Source organism: Phocoenobacter atlanticus subsp. cyclopteri, from assembly GCF_018343795.1.
Classification (GTDB): Bacteria; Pseudomonadota; Gammaproteobacteria; order Enterobacterales; family Pasteurellaceae; genus Phocoenobacter; species Phocoenobacter atlanticus.
This window is the reverse complement of record NZ_CP074346.1, coordinates 1874047-1893242: the sequence shown is the minus strand read 5'-3', so window position 1 is coordinate 1893242 and position 19196 is coordinate 1874047. Positions and strand designations below refer to the sequence as shown.

19 protein-coding genes and 3 tRNA genes are annotated in these 19196 nt (G+C 35.0%); 9 read left to right on the top strand and 13 right to left on the bottom strand.

What is annotated here, in order from left to right; genetic code table 11:
- Positions 1-3: 3 nt before the first annotated feature.
- From KGI96_RS09195 to menD, 13 genes are all read right to left on the bottom strand, one after another.
- Complete coding sequence (locus KGI96_RS09195; RefSeq protein ID WP_211599188.1) at positions 4-1503, bottom strand: sugar ABC transporter ATP-binding protein; 1500 nt, start codon at positions 1501-1503, stop codon at positions 4-6.
- Between the two features lie 17 nt (positions 1504-1520).
- Positions 1521-2168 (bottom strand): L-fuculose-phosphate aldolase, encoded by a 648-nt coding sequence (fucA, locus tag KGI96_RS09190; protein ID WP_090919937.1) that lies wholly within the window; start codon positions 2166-2168, stop codon positions 1521-1523.
- A gap of 17 nt (positions 2169-2185) precedes the next feature.
- Entirely contained in the window at positions 2186-2620 is a 435-nt protein-coding gene (gene fucU, locus KGI96_RS09185) for an L-fucose mutarotase (protein ID WP_211599187.1), read from the bottom strand.
- A 45-nt stretch (positions 2621-2665) separates the two neighbouring features.
- Positions 2666-4126, bottom strand: coding sequence for an L-fuculokinase (gene fucK / locus KGI96_RS09180; protein ID WP_211599186.1), 1461 nt, complete (start codon positions 4124-4126; stop codon positions 2666-2668).
- A 100-nt stretch (positions 4127-4226) separates the two neighbouring features.
- Positions 4227-5993 (bottom strand): L-fucose isomerase, encoded by a 1767-nt coding sequence (gene fucI / locus KGI96_RS09175; RefSeq protein ID WP_211599185.1) that lies wholly within the window; start codon positions 5991-5993, stop codon positions 4227-4229.
- A 194-nt stretch (positions 5994-6187) separates the two neighbouring features.
- Entirely contained in the window at positions 6188-6937 is a 750-nt protein-coding gene (locus KGI96_RS09170; RefSeq protein ID WP_211599184.1) for a DeoR/GlpR family DNA-binding transcription regulator, read from the bottom strand.
- A 127-nt stretch (positions 6938-7064) separates the two neighbouring features.
- Positions 7065-7865: a type I methionyl aminopeptidase gene (gene map, locus KGI96_RS09165; RefSeq protein WP_211599183.1), complete on the bottom strand. Its 801-nt coding sequence runs from the start codon at positions 7863-7865 to the stop codon at positions 7065-7067.
- 13 nt (positions 7866-7878) lie between these two features.
- Entirely contained in the window at positions 7879-9174 is a 1296-nt protein-coding gene (locus KGI96_RS09160) for an NAD(P)/FAD-dependent oxidoreductase (RefSeq protein WP_211599182.1), read from the bottom strand.
- A gap of 46 nt (positions 9175-9220) precedes the next feature.
- Positions 9221-9297, bottom strand: a tRNA-Arg gene (locus KGI96_RS09155).
- 39 nt (positions 9298-9336) lie between these two features.
- Positions 9337-9413, bottom strand: a tRNA-Arg gene (locus KGI96_RS09150).
- An 18-nt stretch (positions 9414-9431) separates the two neighbouring features.
- Positions 9432-9524: transfer RNA gene (locus KGI96_RS09145), tRNA-Ser, on the bottom strand.
- 96 nt (positions 9525-9620) lie between these two features.
- Complete coding sequence (gene menH / locus KGI96_RS09140; RefSeq protein WP_211599181.1) at positions 9621-10394, bottom strand: 2-succinyl-6-hydroxy-2,4-cyclohexadiene-1-carboxylate synthase; 774 nt, start codon at positions 10392-10394, stop codon at positions 9621-9623.
- A complete protein-coding gene (gene menD / locus KGI96_RS09135; protein WP_211599180.1) occupies positions 10394-12103 on the bottom strand; it encodes a 2-succinyl-5-enolpyruvyl-6-hydroxy-3-cyclohexene-1-carboxylic-acid synthase in 1710 nt (569 codons plus the stop codon). Before menD ends, menH begins: the two co-directional genes overlap by 1 nt.
- A gap of 153 nt (positions 12104-12256) precedes the next feature.
- On the opposite strand from menD, the gene KGI96_RS09130 reads away from it, so the two are divergent.
- The 9 genes from KGI96_RS09130 (at position 12257) to miaB (ending at position 19191) form a co-directional block, all read left to right on the top strand.
- Positions 12257-12535, top strand: coding sequence for a YihD family protein (locus KGI96_RS09130; RefSeq protein WP_211599179.1), 279 nt, complete (start codon positions 12257-12259; stop codon positions 12533-12535).
- A 41-nt stretch (positions 12536-12576) separates the two neighbouring features.
- Positions 12577-13203 carry a DsbA family protein gene (locus tag KGI96_RS09125; protein WP_211599178.1) on the top strand — a complete coding sequence of 209 codons (627 nt, stop codon included), beginning with the start codon at positions 12577-12579 and terminating at the stop codon, positions 13201-13203.
- Positions 13204-13339: 136 nt separating this feature from the next.
- Positions 13340-13930, top strand: coding sequence for an aminoacyl-tRNA hydrolase (gene pth / locus KGI96_RS09120; RefSeq protein WP_211599177.1), 591 nt, complete (start codon positions 13340-13342; stop codon positions 13928-13930).
- A 27-nt stretch (positions 13931-13957) separates the two neighbouring features.
- On the top strand, positions 13958-14638 hold the full coding sequence (locus KGI96_RS09115; protein WP_213156450.1) for an AlbA family DNA-binding domain-containing protein: 681 nt from the start codon (positions 13958-13960) through the stop codon (positions 14636-14638).
- Positions 14593-15579 (top strand): ATP-binding protein, encoded by a 987-nt coding sequence (locus tag KGI96_RS09110; RefSeq protein ID WP_213156448.1) that lies wholly within the window; start codon positions 14593-14595, stop codon positions 15577-15579. The genes KGI96_RS09115 and KGI96_RS09110 overlap by 46 nt, the downstream gene beginning before the upstream one ends.
- A 253-nt stretch (positions 15580-15832) precedes the next feature.
- The gene (gene ychF / locus KGI96_RS09105; protein ID WP_211599175.1) at positions 15833-16924 is read left to right on the top strand and encodes a redox-regulated ATPase YchF; all 1092 of its coding nucleotides are present in this window, start codon (positions 15833-15835) and stop codon (positions 16922-16924) included.
- A gap of 27 nt (positions 16925-16951) precedes the next feature.
- The gene (locus KGI96_RS09100; protein WP_211599174.1) at positions 16952-17200 is read left to right on the top strand and encodes a hypothetical protein; all 249 of its coding nucleotides are present in this window, start codon (positions 16952-16954) and stop codon (positions 17198-17200) included.
- A gap of 10 nt (positions 17201-17210) precedes the next feature.
- Positions 17211-17588, top strand: a complete 378-nt coding sequence (locus KGI96_RS09095) for a hypothetical protein (protein WP_211599173.1) — start codon at positions 17211-17213, stop codon at positions 17586-17588.
- A 178-nt stretch (positions 17589-17766) separates the two neighbouring features.
- Positions 17767-19191, top strand: a complete 1425-nt coding sequence (gene miaB / locus KGI96_RS09090; protein WP_211599172.1) for a tRNA (N6-isopentenyl adenosine(37)-C2)-methylthiotransferase MiaB — start codon at positions 17767-17769, stop codon at positions 19189-19191.
- Positions 19192-19196: the final 5 nt, after the last annotated feature.

The following is a 19196-nucleotide window of genomic DNA, read 5'->3' as shown; positions in this document are numbered from 1 at the left end:
TTTCTAGCGATTTTTCGCTGCTTGCATAATACGTTCTTGAGTGGCTTCGGATATGTCGAATGTGCCTGTCACTTTACCTTCACACATAACAATAACTCGATCACTCATACGAAGGACTTCTGGAAGTTCTGATGAAACCATAATAATTGACTTTCCTTGCTGAGCTAATTCTTCCATTAAATGATAGATTTCACTTTTAGCACCAATATCTATACCTCTTGTAGGTTCATCAAATATAAGAATATCGCAGTCTCTAACGAGCCATTTAGCGATAACAACCTTTTGTTGGTTACCACCAGAAAGCTTTTTAACTGGTTGTTCGACACTAGGTGTTTTTGTTTTTAGTTCATTTACGTATTTCTTTGATACTTCTCGAGATTTTTCAGTATCAATAAATAGTCCTTTCATAAATGAGTCAAGGTTGGCTATTACGGTATTCTCTTCTACTGGCTTATCAACGATAAGACCATATCTTTTTCTATCTTCTGATAGATAACCGATCCCTGCAGCCACCGCATCTTTAGGAGAATCTATCTGAACTTCTTTATCATTTATGTAAATTTTTCCAGATTCTTTTTTATCCGCACCAAAGATAAGTCTTGCAACCTCAGTTCGTCCTGCTCCCATCAACCCTGCAAAGCTTAAAATTTCTCCTTTTCTCAATTCGAAACTTACATCTCTAACATACTTGCCACGATTTAAATTTTCACATTTCAATACAACTGGTGCATCAGGGGCTACATTAGATTGTGCTTTAGGTTCTGCAAAAATAGTACGACCAACCATCAGTTTAATAATATCGTTTTTATCGCACTCTTTGGTGACCAAAGTACCAACAAACTCACCATCTCGCATTACGGTTACTCGGTCAGATATCACATTTATCTCATCCATTCGGTGAGAAATATATATCATACCCGTACCTTTATCTCGCAAATCATTGATGACTTTAAATAACTCGTCTATCTCAGAGTCTGTGAGAGCGGCAGTTGGTTCATCAAAAATAATCACTTTCGCATTTTTTGATATAGCTTTTGCAATTTCTACCATTTGCTGCTTCCCAACAGTAAGGTTTTCTATTTTTTCGGCTGGGTCAATATCAATATTTAATATTTTAAATAACTCTCTTGCTTTTCTATTCATCTCGGCATCATCGATGAAAAAACCATTCATTGATTCTTTACCAATAAACAGATTTTGAGCAACAGTTAAGTCATTCATCATATTAAGTTCTTGGTGGACGATGGCGATACCATCTTCTTCTGATTCAGACGGTCCTTTATATTCTACTTCCTTGCCCATATAGGTAACGGTACCAGAATCTCTACTATATATCCCTGTTAGGATTTTCATTAATGTAGATTTTCCAGCCCCATTTTCCCCCATAAGAGCAACAACTTCTCCAGCCTTCAAATCAATTTCAGCATTTTTCAATGCTACAACACCAGAAAAAGATTTGGAGATACCTTTCATTGCAAGTAGTGTTTCTTGTTGTTTTGACATAGCACACTCCAATTGAATTATTCTTCGATTCTTAAACCATAAGATTTGAATTTCTCTAACACGACTTCCATCTCTTCTTTTGGAAGGGTTGGAATAGGCTGATTAGTTGCTAACAATTTAAGATACCACTCTGCTAAAACTTCTACTTCGTGAGCTAGCCATAGTGCTTTGTCTAGATTTTTATCCGCACCAATAAAGCCGTGATGAGCCAGTAAAATTGCTTTACTTTCTTTGATACCCTCACCCACATATTCTGCTAATTTACGAGAACCAAAAGTTGCATAAGGTACGCAAGGAATATGATCTGTTCCGCCAACCGCAATCATATAGTGAATAGCTGGGATTTCTTTTTCTAAAATAGACACTGCGGCACAGTTTACGGCGTGATTATGGATTACAGCGTCGCAATCAGGACGGTTTTCATAAACCGCAAGGTGGAAATTCCATTCACTTGAAGGCAATTTCCCTTCTTCAAAATTGCGGTTTCCATCTACATAAACAATACTGTCTTCGGTTAATAATTCATAAGGTGTCCCCGTTGGTGTGATTAGCATACCATCTTTATAACGTACACTTACATTACCTGCTGTACCTTGGTTTAACCCCAAGCGAGTCATTTCTAAACAGGTATCAATAATTTTTCTTGATAATTCTTTTCTGTTCATTTCTAATTTCCTCTAATTTAAATAATAGGTGTCACACCTTTTTTAATGATGATATTGCCATATTTTGCGGTTTCGCCACTGATCACAACAGCATAAGCAGTTTTGGCACGATCATAAAAGGCAAAGCGATCAATTCTTGTTAATTTTGGTGTAAATCCGACCGCTTGTTGGATGGCATTTAAGTAATTTTGCTCAACAGTTGGATCGAGCGTATCGCCTTCTACGGCTTGCATCATTACCAGTGGTGCATCAACATAAGCATCAAATTCAAAAAGTGGGCTAATGCCACTTAATAAGGTGCTAACACTAATGCCATCGGCTCGAATAACCTTATGATGAAGTGAGTGAGCAGGAAAGTGAGCGTCGGATAACACAAGTTCATCACCGTGTCCCATTTCTGCAAGTATTTTTAGCAACTCTGGTGAGATTGCTGGATGAATACCTTTTAACATACAATTTTCCTTAGTTTTCTTTTAATACTTTTTAAAAACAAATTTTTAAATCTCTTGTAACCATTTTTGATAGCTTTCACTATTTTGTGATGGATAAATCCGTTGTTTATTTGGTTGCATTTGTTGTTGAGCTTGCTCCACATTTTTAAATACACCCACACCCGCAAAGGTAAACATTGCAGCACCTAGAACGGTACTTTCTGCCACATCAACGATATCTAATGGCAACCCTAAAACATCGGCACGGATTTGGTTCCATAATTTATTTTTAGAACCTCCACCGACACAAATTAAACTTTCTGCTTCAAAGTGGCTGACCTTTTGTAATACTTCTAGACCATTTTTAAGTTGTAATGCCATATATTCCAACGCAGCACGATAAATTTGTCCACGTTGATTGTGCATTGATAAGCCAGTAATTCCACCTAAGCCCACGGGTTTATCTGTTGCCGCGAAAGTGCCTGTAAAACGGATACCATTTGAACCCACCGCGACTTTTTCGCCTTCGCTGATCATTGTTGGATAATATTTATCTGTTCCCACCACATCAGCAAAGAAGAGTTTACCGATCCATTCCATCACGCCAGATCCAACCCATTGCACAGCAGGGTTAAAGCAACGATCTTGTGCGTCAAATTCGGTGGTTAAACCTTGTGGCACAAATTCAATATGTGGCTCAGCTTTTTCGGTTCTTGCCATTAAAATTTCCCACGTACCAGAACTTAATACAGGCTGATTTAAACCTGCACCTGAACCAAATACCGCAAATTGCGTATCGTGTCCGCAAGAGATAACAGGCACTTCATTTAAACCAAATTTTTGAGCTAACTCTTTTGATAATGTGCCGATTTTATCGCCAGCATTGACCATTGTTGGAAAATGAGTTTTGGTTAAACCTAAAACGGATAACACCTCACTATCCCAATCATTGCTTTCAAGATTAGTCATCATTGATGTACCCGCCATTGTGCGGTCAGTGGTAAATTTACCCGTTAAGCGTTGGCTTAGCATTGAAGAAATAAATACCCATTTATCCATTTTTTGGAATACATCAGGTTTATTTTCTTTAAGCCATAATAATTTGAAAAGGGTATTAAAGCTGTATTGACCGATACCATTACGTTGATATAACTGCTCAACATTTAAGTATTTATCAAGGTTTGTCATCACAGGTAAGGTGCGTGGACATTTCCACGAAATAATCGGATAAAGTTGTTTGCCCTCTTTATCAAAAGGTGCACCGTCCACCCCAAAAGTGGTCACAGCAATCCCTTTAATATCGGATAAAGCGGTGTGATTTTTTTGTAAATTTGCAATTGTTTGTTCAGCACAAGTTTCTAACTTCTGCCAAATTTCTGCGAAATCCCAAATATGATATTGTGGGTTTTCAGGATCTGGTTGAGTGTTGTTTGCAATGTGATGAGAAGCCACAATTTTGCCTTTTTCATCAATCGCAATTGTGCGTAAATTAGTCGCGCCACAGTCAAAAATGAGTGCAATAGACATTCACGCCTCCCCTTTTAATAGAATTAAAATAAGATTTGAGTTGTAGTGCGACTAATCAATCACTAGTCGCACTTTGATTGTTACTGATTATTTATGCTTTTTATTTATATAATGCACCGAAGTTTGCACAAGCACGATAATCTTGACCTTCTTTATCTTGACCGAATGCACTCCACGCACTTGGACGGAAGATGTCTTTTTCATCCACGTTGTGCATACAAACTGGAATACGTAGCATTGATGCAAGGGTAATTAAATCCGCACCAACGTGTCCGTAAGTTGCCACACAGTGGTTTGCACCCCAGTTTGCCATTACAGAATACTCATCAGTGAATGCACCTTTACCTGTTAAGCGTGGTGTAAACCAAGTTGTTGGCCAAGTTTCATTTGTACGTTTATTCAAGATATCGTGTACGTGTTCTGGTAAATCAACAGACCAACCTTCTGCAATTTGTAACACAGGACCAACACCTTTAACGATATTGATACGGTGCATAGTGAAAGGCATTCCACCTTTGGTTAAGTATTGAGATGAGTAACCGCCCCCACGGAAGTATTCGTGAACCGCTGGACACCATTTCGTATTTTCATAGCAACGTTTTGCATCTTCTTCGGTCACTTCCCAGAATGGTTTGATAACTGGTTTTCCATCTTTATCTGTGTGTTGTCCTGTTCCGTCCAAAGTTGCAGAACCTGAGTTTACTAAATGGATAAAGCCCACTTCTGGTTTAAAGCCGGTTGCTTTTTCTACTGATTCAGGCGACCAGTAAGTACGCACGTCAGCAAAAATTTGAGCTTGACCTGTTAAGCCGTTACCTAACAACATTCCCACACCATTTAAGCTATCATTTTCTGTGGCAAGAAGATGTGGCGGACGTAAGCCATTCCAGTCATAAGTCGTATTTAATACTGCTTCCATAAAGTCACCATTTGGAAGATGATCTGTCCAGTGACGTTGACCTTGGAAACCTGCTAACACGGCATTATGTCCTAATGCTTCTTCACCAAAGTTTAAGTCTGCTAAACGTGGATTACCTGCCATTAAATCACGCACAATAATCGTCATTTTCACCACTGTTGCCCAAAGTTCTTCACGTTCTTCTGGCGTGCGTTGATTTTCAGGTGCGTTTACATCAATACCTTCTGGGCAGTTTTCTTTTACCCATTTGAAGGCTAATTCAAATTCGTCTTTGTCATAAATTTCACGATCTAGGCGACGTTTGATTTCGGTCATATCTACATATTCATTACGCATACCTAAATATTCTTGGAAGAATGGTTGATTTACGATAGAACCTGCGATACCCATTGAAACCGCACCGATTGATAAATAAGATTTACCACGAATGCTTGCAACAGTTAATGCAGCACGAGCAAAGCGTAATAATTTTTCTTCAACATCTGCTGGGATTGATGTGTCGTCTGCTTCGCAAACTTCTGTTCCATAAATAGAGAATGCAGGTAAGCCCATTTGGTTATGCCCAGCAAGAGACGCCGCTAAATAAACTGCCCCTGGACGTTCAGTACCATTGAAACCCCAAATCGCTTTTGGAAGGTGTGGATCCATATCAATGGTTTCAGAACCATAGCACCAACAAGGTGTAACCGTAATCGTTGCACCCACATTTTCACGTTTAAATTTCTCAGCACAAGCAGCTGCCTCGGTTACCCCACCAATACAAGTATCAGCGATCACACACTCTACTTTCTCGCCAGTCGTGTGATAAATTTTGCTTTCTAATAATTGTTTAACTGATTTCGCCATATTCATTGTTTGATCTTCAAGGGACTCACGTACCCCCATACGACGACCATCAATAGTTGGACGGATACCAATTTTTGGTAATGCAGATTTGTATGTTTTCATTTTTATTCTTCCTCTTTTTTTGATTAAGAAAAATACTTATTTTCTGAAAGTTATTTTCAAACAAAAAAAAGAAAAAGAATAATAATTTTAGGTTTTTGATGTTGATTTTGTGATACAACTCACAAAAAATGCTGTTTTTGAAAGCTAAAAATGAATATTTTTTGACTGAAAATGACCGATTTATGGAAAGTCGGTCATTTTATTAAAGAAACATTGTGGGTTTTGCAACATTCATATAAATGATTATCAACACCTTCTGTGGTAAAAAGCATATCAATTTGAGAAAAATCTGAAAGTTGAATTAAATTGGTTTTTTGATATTTTGAATCATCTGCGAGTAAAAAAAATTGCTTAGAGACATTCATTAATTTCTGTTTTACCGACGCATTGAGTTCATTGGATTCCCAAATTTTTCCTTCACTATCAAAGCCTACACAAGAAATAAAGCTAATATCAATATGTAAACGTGACAATAAATGTTCCGATAATGGTCCGTAAAATGCATTATATTTACTTGAATAAACGCCACCTGTTGCGATGGTTTTAACATTTGGCTTGTTCACTAAAGCTGTCATATTATGCATTGAGTTTGTCACAACGGTACAAGGGATATCTGGCATTAACTGGGAAAAATGCCAACTTGAAGAGCTTGCATCCAACCCAATAACCATATCTTCAAATAAATATTCCATTGCATTTTGTGCAATAATTTTCTTTTTATCTAGGTTATAACGCTGTCTTGTTTGAAAAGAGTTGCCTGCATCTTTCACTTTTTTATTGATCGCTCCGCCGTGTACTCGATACAGTAGTCCTTTTTTTTCTAAAGCCGTTAAATCACGGCGAATGGTTTCTACAGAAACACCGTATTCTTTGGCTAAATTAATAACCTCAACTTTTCCAAGTCGGTTTACGTCTTCTAATATAAGATCTATTCGTTTTGTCATTTTGTGAATAATATAAAGAGAACATAATTGCCTATTATTATGTTCTCTTAATGTTTAAATAACAACCATTTTTAATTATATTAAAAAAAAATTTACAAATTTTTATTAATATCTTACCGCTATAAAATTAACTATTGATCATTATTCGTGAGATTTTATCTAATTCTTCATCACGAATTGTCATTACTTCACAGCCGTTTTTAGTGACGACAATTTGGTGTTCATATTGTGCGGAATGACTGCGATCTTTCGTTTTTACCGTCCAGCCGTCTTTCATTAAACGTAGTTCTTTTTTACCTGCATTGATCATCGGTTCAATAGTAAACACCATTCCTTCTTGTAAAATCACACCACCATCGTCACCATAATAGTGTAAAACTTGTGGGTCACAATGGAATTCTACACCAATACCGTGCCCACAATATTCACGTACAACGGAAAAACCTTCTTTCTCTACATAAGTTTGGATTACTTTACCAATTTGATTTAAACGTATGCCCGGTTTTACAATACGAATCGCTTTATACAAAGATTCTTGAGTTACTTCACAAAGACGCTTACTTTTCAGTGTTGGTTCACCAACAAAGTACATTTTTGAGTTATCACCAAAATAACCATCTTTAATTACTGTTACATCAATATTGACAATATCGCCTTTTTTCAATTTTTTATCATCACTTGGGATACCGTGGCAAATGACTTCGTTAATTGAAATACATACTGATTTTGGAAAACCGTGGTAATTTAAGCACGCTGGAATTGCTTTTTGTTCATTTACGATATAATCGTGACAAATGCGATCAAGCTCACCTGTACTAACACCTTCTTGTACATAAGGTTCGATCATTACTAAAATATCAGAGGCGAGTTTACACGCGATACGTAATTTTTCAATTTCTGCTGCTGTTCTAATTGGAATATTGTTCATTAAATTTACCTTTTTAACAGAATTTATCTAAGAAACGATAATAACGCATACCAACATATAACGCTGCTTTTTTGACTAACTTTCCCCCCCAAAGACTTGGGACATTTAATTGTTCAAAAATAGCTAATCTTTCATCATTTCCACAAATTGCTTCACTGATAATTCTACCTGCTAATCCTGTTAATGCAACACCGTGTCCTGAAAAACCTTGTGCAAAATATAAATTAGGCTGAATTCGACCAAAATGTGGGGCTGAATTCAGCGTCATATCAATAGGTCCTCCCCAACCATAATCAATTTTTACACTTTCAAGATGTGGAAATACGTTGAGCATATTTTTTCGCATTTTTACGATCATATCTGTATTATTACTAGAATCACTACCAAATAATAAGCGATTATCCGCACTTAATCGGTAATAATTTAATAAATAATTACTGTCACATACAGACATTCCATTATTGATTATATTATCTGCAACTTTTTGTTCTAAAGGTTCTGTGGCAATAATAAAACTTTCTACGGGTAAAATTTTATTGGCAATACCAAAATGGATTTTATCGGATAATCCAGAAATATAGGCATTGGTTGCAAGAACAACATCTTGAGCGATAACGGTGGCTTTCTCTGTTTTTACTGTTATTTTACTTGTTGTAACATCAAGAGCGATTACGGGTGAATGTTCATAAATTTGTACACCTAAATCTTGGCAGGCTTTTGCTAAACCTAAGCAGTAATTAAGAGGATGTAAATGTCCTGAAAGACTGTCGTACAAAGCACCGTGATAAATATCACTGTTCAAATGTTGTTGTAACTGTTGTTTATTCCAAATTTGGGAATATTTATAGTCAAAAATGTCTCGAACTATTTTTCTTGAAAGTTCAAGCTCTTCCATTCGGCGTTCATTTAATGCTAAGGTTGCGTAGCCTTGTTGCCAATCACATTGAATATTATATTTTTTTATTCTTTCTTGGATAATATCTAATGCTTCAAGGGACATATCCCAAATTTTGCGGGTTTTTTCTAAACCGAGTTCTCGAATATAAGACTCTACACCTTCTTCAAAACCATTAATGGCTTGACCACCACTACGACCAGATGCACCAAAGCCCACTCTTGCACCATCGAGTACAATCACGCTTTTACCTTGTTCTGCAAGTTCTAACGCTGTTGATAAACCAGTGAAACCTGCACCAATAATACAGACATCAGCGGTTTGATTTTGAGATAAATGTGTAAATTTAAATTGAATATTTGCCGTATCAGAATAATACGTTTTTTTATGTTCTTGATATGCGAAATTAAGCATAAAAAATCACTTTTTTGTTAAGAATAAGAATTGAGAGTTGAAAAAATGGCGCACCCAAGAGGAGTCGAACCTCTAACCGCTCGGTTCGTAGCCGAGTACTCTATCCAATTGAGCTATGGGTGCGTTTTGATATTACAAACAGTTTTCAATATATAAATAAAATGGCGCACCCAAGAGGAGTCGAACCTCTAACCGCTCGGTTCGTAGCCGAGTACTCTATCCAATTGAGCTATGGGTGCGTATTTCAAATTACAAAATGGCGGTGAGAGAGGGATTCGAACCCTCGATGGAGTTTTTGACCCCATACTCCCTTAGCAGGGGAGCGCCTTCAGCCGCTCGGCCATCTCACCACGGTTTGTGGGCGGAGATAATACTAGAATCTTAAAATAAGTCAAATGCTTTTTAGATGATTTATTTTTAGTTGATTGATTACTAAGCAAAATTAATCATCGTTCTATTATTGCCATTAATTTTGTTATGAAATTGGCTGGATTTTCCCAATGGCAATTATGACCAGCATTTTCAATTAGTTGATAATTGAGTTTATATTGTTCTGCTTGTGTTTTAAATTTGTGGTCTCGTTCACCAATAAAAAAATAGATATTTGAAGAGCTGTTAACTTCATTTAGTAAAAATTTTTGTTTAGCAAGACTGGTTGCTTTTAACATTTTTGCTATTTGATGACCGCTATTTTGTTGACGTTTTTCGATTAATTCACTTTTTTTTGCAAAATTTAGATCAGAAAATACCGCTTGTTGATACCAATCTTGTAAAACATTTTCAATTTTTTCATTTTCAAAACGTTCAGCCCAATGTAAATCATTTTGCCAACGTTGTTGTTTTTGTTGTTCAGTAGGCAAGCCTATATTTGCACCTTCAACAATGGTTCCAAGTAAGTAGGGATTATTGTTGGATAAGTGATAATGTAATGCAATTCGTCCTCCTAGTGAATATCCCACGAGCCAAAAGGGTTGATGAATTTGAGATTGTAAACATTGATCAAGTTTTTGACAAACTTCATCAAAATTACTGCAAGATATACTTTCACTTTCTCCGTGAAAAGGAAGATCAATAGTAAGCGGTATGATTTGTGGAAAATTTTGCAAAATTTTTAATACTTTTTCCCAATCTTGTTGAGATCCAAGTAATCCGTGTAAAAATACGACAGGAATACTTGAACTGCAGTGGTTTAAATTATTATGCCATTTAAATGCTAACATTAATCAATAGACGCTCTTGAGATCTGTTTAATAATAGATTGATATAACGCACTACCTTCTTGATCATTGACTTTAATTTCTACAAAGGTGACCCCTCTACGAGCATAGGCTTGTTTTAGTTTTGTTTTTAAATCAGCCCAAGTAAAAGGTCGGATATAATCAATGCCAAACATTGTAGCTATTTGTGAAAACTCAAAGTGATGTGAGGCTCGGTAGTATTCTGCTTTTACTTTTGGATCAACGGGTAAGGTATCAAAAATGGCTCCACCGCTATTGTTTATTACAAATAGAATAGTTGGATGATTAATTTGACGTAATAAAGCAACAGAATTGAGATCGTGTAATGCAGAAATATCACCAATAATGCCGACAGTTGCTTGCTCGCTCCCTATTGCGATGCCCGCCATTGTTGCAATTAAACCATCAATACCACTTGCACCTCTATTTGTATAAATCGAATAGCCTTCTGGTAATTTACACAGAGCATCAACCAATCTTACAAAGAGGCTATTACCAACAAAAAGGTGTCCATTTTTAGGTAATACTTGTTCAATATAATGAGCAAGGGAGGCTTCGTTTAAGTTAGTACCAACTTGCTTTTTAATAAATGAATCACAAAATTGAGAAAGTGCTAATGGTTCTAGTAACCAGGTTTTTTGACGCAGTGGTGGATGAGCTCGAATAAAATGATGTGATTTTGCGATAAAACGTGTTTGTGGTTTTGCATTTTGATTGAGGTAATCAGCGTGTTGATCCACTACCCAAAATTCTCCCTCAAACAAGTTTAGAAATTGATTAACCCTTTTGCTAACAACCTGAGAACCAAACTGTATCACTATATCAGCTTGTAATAGGCGTTGTTGAACCGTATTATTTGCAAGCCAAATATCTGCATAAGGTAGATTTGTATCAACGGCAGATTGTACATCACAAATGAGACACCATCCTAGAGTTTCAGCCCAGTTTTTTAATCCAATACCTTGCCCTGTAGGAAGTTTTCCTACAACAATGACTCCTTTTTTTGCTCGCCAATAATCCCAATCTTTATGCATTAATACATCTGCTTGGCTATCTTGTTGATCTAGCCATTTTTTATTAGATTGAGTAAGCCAAGATTGAATTGATAAAAGCCAGCTATCATTTCCAATTGCGTCTTCATTTGCCTCATACAAAGGTTCAGAGAAAGGGGTGTTAATATGTATTACCCCCGCGTTATTTTTTTGTTCAGAACAGACTTTTTCTACCATAGAAACCAACCAGTTTGCACTATAATCATAGCTTGGTTTTGGTAGGTTTAAATTTTCAATAGGATAATTCGCAAAAATATGTTGTTGATTAATCGCTTGGTTGGCTCCACAGTCAATAAGCTCTGGTGGTCTATCTGCGGATAAAATAATTAGTTTATGATGTGTCTTACTTGCTTCAATAATAGCAGGATATAAATTAGCTACAGCTGTACCTGATGTAACAATAATGGCAACAGGATCATTGGTTACTTTCGTTATTCCTAGTGCAAAAAAACCTAAACCTCGCTCATCAAAATGAGTATGACACTTTGCCAAATGCTGTTGTTGTAAATGTAATGCTTCTAATGTTAAAGGGGTAGAACGAGATCCTGGTGCAATACAAAAATGTTTTACACCATAACGCAAAAGAGCATTGAGTATTACTCGTGACCAAGCTCGATTAAAGGTACTGGTTGTATTCATTATTATCTACCTATTAAAATTAAAAAGTTTTGCTTATCATATAACAACTTTGACTAACAACCAAATACCAAGCGGGTAGATTTTTATAAAATTTTGCAAATTTTTCACTAAAAATATATGATAAGCCATAATTATTTCTAATAAAGGATGAAAATGAACAATCAATTAACACATCGAGTGGATGAAATTATTGAATTATTAGGAGATCATTGGCGTAAAGAACCTGATTTATCTTTACTGGATTTTTTGAAACAATTAGCAAAAGAAGTGGGAAAACCAGACGATCTTTCTGCTTTAACGGATGAAGTCTTAATCTATCAATTAAAAATGCGTGGAACCAGTAATGACACTGTTATTCCAGGGATAAAAAAAGATTACGAAGAAGATTTTAAAACGGCGTTATTAAAAGCGCGTGGAATTTTAAAAGATTAAGATTGTCCAAACAACAGCTCAAATTATTAGGATAAATTAAAATGAAAAAATTATTAAAGATAGGTACTATTGTATTACTTGGTCTAGTTTCGTTTAATGCAACTGCATTTGAACCTAAACTAGGCAAAGAGTATGTTGAAATAAGTCAACTTCCAGTTACTCAAAAAGAAGTGGTAGAGTTTTTCTCTTTCTATTGTCCGCATTGTAGAAATTTTGAAGAAGCTTATAAAATACCAGCCCTTATTAAAGAAAAATTACCTGAAAATATACCGTTAACACAATACCATTTAACCTATGGACCTCAAGGTGAAAATTTAACCCGAGCTTGGGCATTAGCAATGGCGCTTAATGTTGAAGATAGTATAAAAATACCGCTATTTAACGCTGTTCAAGAAAAGAAAATAAATTCAATGGAAGATATCCGCTCTCTTTTTGTTGAAAATGGTGTGTCTGAACAACAATTTGATGGTGGTATTAACAGTTTTGCGATCAATGGTTTGGTGGCAAAACAAGAAAATTTAGCGAAAACCTTAAAGGTAGAAGCGGTTCCTGCTTTTTTTGTGGATAATAAATATAAAATTAATGGTGAAGGTTTTAGTGATGTGAAAACTACTGAAGAATTTATTCAACATTATGTAGATACGATTACCTCTTTAGCAACTAAATAAAAAATACGTCTTTTTATAACTATTGTAGGCACGAGGCATGCCCTGTGCCTACAAATTAATATACATCAAATCACCTTGTTAAAATCCCTTATTTTCCCTACAATATACCTTTGTTTGATTATTCAAAGAGAATGCTGTGTCAAAAATTAAATTGATTGTTGGTTTAGCTAATCCCGGAACGAAGTACGAAGGTACTCGCCACAACGCAGGGGAATGGCTAGTCAATGAGCTTACATACATATTTAATACAAGTTTAAAAGAAGAAAATAAATTTTTTGGAAAAGTGGCGAAAATCAATACTTCACAAGGCGAAGTTCGCTTGCTTGTACCAACCACTTTTATGAATTTAAGTGGCAAAGCGGTTGGGGCATTAGCGAATTTTTATCGTATTCAGCCCGAAGAAATTTTAGTGGCTCACGATGAACTTGATTTGCCTTGTGGCGTAGCGAAAATCAAGCAAGGTGGCGGACACGGTGGGCATAACGGTTTGAAAGATATTATTGCCAGTTTAGGCAATAGCAAAAACTTCTACCGTGTGCGAATTGGGATCGATCATCCAGGCGATAAAAATATGGTGTCTAATTATGTGTTAGGCAAACCATCGCCAAGCGATCAAAAATTAATTGATGAAGCCGTTGATGAGGCAACTCGTGCGGTAGAAATTTTATTTAAAGACGGTGTTGAAAAAGCAATGAACCGTTTAAATGGGTTTAAAGCAAGTTTATAACCTAGTAATTACATAAGAAACCTTAATATGTTAAATATTTTAGAAGATTTACTACATAACAATGAAAGTGAAGTTGTAGAGTTTAAAGAAGCTAAAAATCAGTTTGATACTGATAAGCTTGGAAAATACTTTTCAGCACTTTCTAATGAAGCAAATTTACAAAATAAAAAGAGTGCTTATGTAGTTTTAGGTATTGCGGATAATAAGGCAATTGTTGGAACAACGATCAGCGATAAAGTTATTGATAATTATAAAAAAGAAATAGCAGATCATTCATCAATTGGATTAAGTTTTAGTGAAGTTTATCGAATTGAGAAAGAACATAAAAATATTTTAATTCTTGAAATTCCGTCAGCACCTAAAGGAATTCCTATTGCTTGGAAAGGTCATTATTATGCAAGAAATGGCTCGAATCTTACCGCTTTAAATGTTGAGAAATTAGAAAGGATACGAAGCCAAATAAGATCTGATTGGAGTGCAGAAATAATTCCTGATGCAACAATTGATGATCTTTGTCCTGATGCAATTGCTTTCGCAAGAAAACAATATAAAGAGAAAAATAGTCATTTAAAAGATGAAATTGATTCTTGGGATAGTATTACTTTCTTAATAAAGCAAAAGTGTGTAAAAAGGGGAAAATTACACGAACAGCTATTATTTTATTGGGTAAACCAGAATCAACGCATTTTATTACACCATCTAATTTGACGATTTCTTGGATACTGAAAGACAGAGATAATATTGAAAAAGATTATCAGCATTTTACTTGTCCTTTTATTACACAAGTAAATAATGTAAGGAATAAAATTCGTAATTTAACTTATCGTTATATTAATGATGACGGTTTGTTTCCTGATGAAGTAAAGCAATTTGATACTTGGCTGATTAGGGAAGCATTACATAATTGTATTGCACATCAAGACTATTCGATGGCGGGAAAGATTATTGTAGTGGAAAATGAAAGTGGAACTCTTACATTTCGTAATGCGGGTAACTTTATTCCACAAAGTATTGAAGACGTAATAGAACAAGATGCACCACAAGAATATTACCGTAATCCATTTTTAGTTAATGCTATGGTTGAGCTTAATATGATTGACACTATTGGTAGTGGTATTAAAAAAATGTTTATTATTCAGAAAAATAAATATTTTCCATTACCTGAGTATGAATTTGATAATCAAAAAGTAACGCTTAAAATTATTGGTAAGGTAGTGAATTTAGATTATGCAAAAAAATTAGCACTTTTACCTGAACTAATATTATCAGATATTATTCTTTTAGATCGTGTTGCGAAAGGAAAAGAAATTAATCAAGAACAAGCCACTATTTTAAGAAATAAGAAGCTAATTGAAGGTAGAAGACCTAATTATATCATTTCATCGAAGGTTGCAGTCGCGACTAAAGAAAAAGTAAAATATATTAAAAATAAAGGATTTAATGATGAATATTATATGGAAATGATTTTACAATATTTAAGAAAATTTAATGTGGCAACAAGAAAAGATATTGATGATTTGTTAATAGATAAGTTACCTGAAATTTTAACAGATAGTCAGAAAAAGCATAAAGTTAAAAATTTATTACAGCGTTTAAAGAGTAAGCATAATATTAAACTTAATAATAAAAGAGAGTGGATTTTAAATTAAGTAATTAAAAATATTCTCGTCTAAGTTGGTAGAAATAAAAAAATTTAGACGAGATTTAAACGGAAATTTAAACAAGATTTAGACAATATAAAGAATAAAATCAATAAATTTCAATAAGTTAAGTGTCGTCTAATCTATAAATGTTGTAAACATTTAGACGAGATTTGAGTAAGGTGTAGGTAAAAGAGTATAATCTTATTAAAGATTAAGCGGTCAAATTTTAGTAAAAATTTACAAAAAGTAAGGAAAAATTATGGGATTTAAGTGTGGGATTGTCGGTCTTCCAAATGTTGGAAAATCAACCCTTTTTAACGCATTAACAAAAGCAGGGATTGAAGCGGCAAACTATCCGTTTTGTACTATTGAACCAAATACCGGTGTTGTACCGATGCCAGAACCACGCTTAGATGCGTTGGCTGAAATTGTAAAACCACAGCGAGTATTACCAACCACAATGGAATTTGTGGATATTGCTGGTTTAGTGGCTGGGGCGAGTAAAGGCGAAGGATTAGGAAATAAATTCTTAGCCAATATTCGTGAAACTGACGCAATTGGACACGTGGTACGTTGTTTTGAAAATGATGATATCGTTCACGTTGCAGGAAAAATCGATCCAGCGGAAGATATTGAAATCATCAATACTGAGTTAGCGTTAGCTGATTTAGAAAGCTGTGAACGTGCCATTCAACGTTTAAATAAACGTGCCAAAGGTGGTGATAAAGAAGCACAATTTGAATTATCAATTATGCAAAAAATCTTACCTGTGGTTTCAGAAGCGGGGATGATCCGCAGCATTGATTTAGATAAAGACGAGTTGTTTGCAATTAAAGGTTATAACTTCTTAACCTTAAAACCAACAATGTATATCGCAAACGTGAACGAAAACGGTTTTGAAAATAACCCTTATTTGGACAAAGTACGTGAAATCGCAGCACAAGAAAATGCGGTTGTTGTACCTGTTTGTGCAGCGATTGAATCTGAAATTGCAGAACTTGAAGATGATGAGCGTGATGAATTTTTAGCAGATTTAGGTATTGAAGAAGCAGGGTTAGATCGTGTGATTCGTGCAGGTTATTCATTACTAAATTTACAAACTTATTTTACCGCTGGTGTAAAAGAAGTGCGTGCGTGGACAGTGGCAGTGGGTGCAACTGCTCCAAAAGCGGCTGCCGTTATCCACACTGACTTTGAAAAAGGCTTTATCCGTGCCGAAGTGGTTGCTTATGAAGACTTCATTCAATACAAAGGCGAAAATGGTGCCAAAGAAGCAGGTAAATGGCGTTTAGAAGGTAAAGAGTATATAGTTAAAGATGGTGATGTAATGCATTTCCGCTTTAATGTTTAATTTTTCTTTAATCTAGTGGGGTAAAGAATGAATATTATTGATTCATTGAGCTCAATGGTGAATTATCCTAAAGAAAAAATCGCAAAAAAAATTCGGGAAAAAGCAATTATTGCAACGAAAGCAAGAATTGCTGAGCATAATAAAACTTTTGATGATTATAGTGATGATGAATTAGAAATTATTATTGCTGATGAAGAACGAAAAATTACCGAAGATCTAAAATCAAAATCCTTAGTAGTCGCATTAGCTGCTCTAGGGCTTAATATCTTCGTTTAAAGGATTTTAAATGTTTAAGCAGTTTAAATCAGCATTGATTTGGTATTATCTTTTTAAATTACGACGTCGTTTAGCTCTTGTTGTCTTTTTATTATTGATTGCTTTTTTTGCTGATGCAATTTATGAAGATTTTATTGAGTTTTTAACATTACAAAATATGCTTGAATATTTAGCATTAGTATTAATTATTAAATGGATAATTATTATTGGTAATATTGCACTTTCTTGCTATTTACTGATTACAATGTTTAGGAGAAAAGATGATCCTAAAAGTGAAGAAAAAGAAGCCGTCAAAGTGGCAGTAAAAGAAAAATTTACTGATAGAGAGAAAAAGTTTCTGGATAAGAAAAAATTACGCTCAAAGGCTGATATATTACTTGATGATTAATAAATGGTTTGTTTAATAGTAAAGGGATTAATAAATAGTGCCTTTAATGAAACTAAAAATAAACACTAGCGATAAAACATACAAAAAGGTAGAATGCTCCGCTACACCTCAAAGCGTAGATAAGCGCTTACTTACGCTTTTTTTATTTTAACTGATTAATTCTTAGATAAATTTTATAATGGCAAAGAAATTACATATTAAAACATGGGGCTGTCAAATGAATGAATATGATTCATCAAAAATGGCAGATATATTAAACGAAACACACGGATTTGAACTAACAGATAATGCTGAGGAAGCAGATGTTTTGCTTTTAAATACGTGTTCAATTCGTGAAAAAGCACAAGAAAAGGTGTTTCACCAATTAGGTCGTTGGAAAAATCTAAAAAAGAATAAACCTGACTTAATGATTGGTGTTGGCGGTTGCGTGGCATCACAAGAAGGGGAGCATATTCGTAAAAGAGCACCTTATGTAGATATGATTTTTGGTCCTCAGACTTTGCATCGCTTACCTGAAATGCTCAATCAAAGAGGAAAAAATAATAATCCGATTATTGATATTAGTTTTCCTGAAATTGAAAAATTTGACAATTTACCAGAGCCTCGAGCAGAAGGACCAAGTGCTTTTGTTTCTATTATGGAAGGGTGTAATAAATATTGTTCTTTTTGTGTTGTACCTTACACGCGTGGTGAAGAGGTGAGCCGTCCTATTGATGATATACTTTTTGAGGTTGCTCAATTAGCAGAGCAAGGTGTACGTGAAGTGCATTTACTAGGTCAGAATGTAAATGCTTATCGTGGTGCAACTTTTGATGGCTGTATTTGCTCTTTTGCAGAATTATTGCGTTTAGTTGCGTCAATAGATGGCATTGATCGTTTACGCTTTACAACTAGCCACCCAATTGAATTTAGTGATGATATTATTGAAGTATATCGTGATACACCTGAATTAGTTAGTTTCTTACATTTGCCAATTCAAAGTGGTTCAGATCGTATTTTAACAATGATGAAGCGTAATCATACTGCGTTAGAATTTAAAGCGATTATTCGTAAATTACGTCAAGCTCGTCCGAATATTCAAATTAGTTCAGATTTTATTGTGGGATTTCCTGGTGAAACAGCAAAAGATTTTGAAGATACAATGAAAATCATTGAACAAGTAAATTTTGATATGAGTTTTAGTTTTATTTATTCTCCTAGACCAGGGACGCCTGCCGCCGATTTACCTGATAATGTAAGTGAAGAAGAGAAAAAAGAGCGTTTGTATCGTCTTCAACTTCGCATTAATACCCAAGCGGTACAATTTAGTCGGATGATGCTGGGTACTGAACAACGCATTTTAGTTGAAGGACCATCTAAAAAAGATTTAATGGAACTCACTGGACGCACTGAAAATAATCGTATTGTGAATTTTAGCGGTTCACCAGATATGATTGGTAAATTCGTTGATGTTAAAATCACTGAAGTTTATACAAACTCCCTACGAGGAGAAGTGGTGCGAACAGAAGAAGAAATGGGATTACGAGTGGTTGAATCGCCACAAAGTATTATCGAGCGAACTCGCAAGGAAGATGAATTAGGTGTTGGACGATTTATCGTTTAATTTAT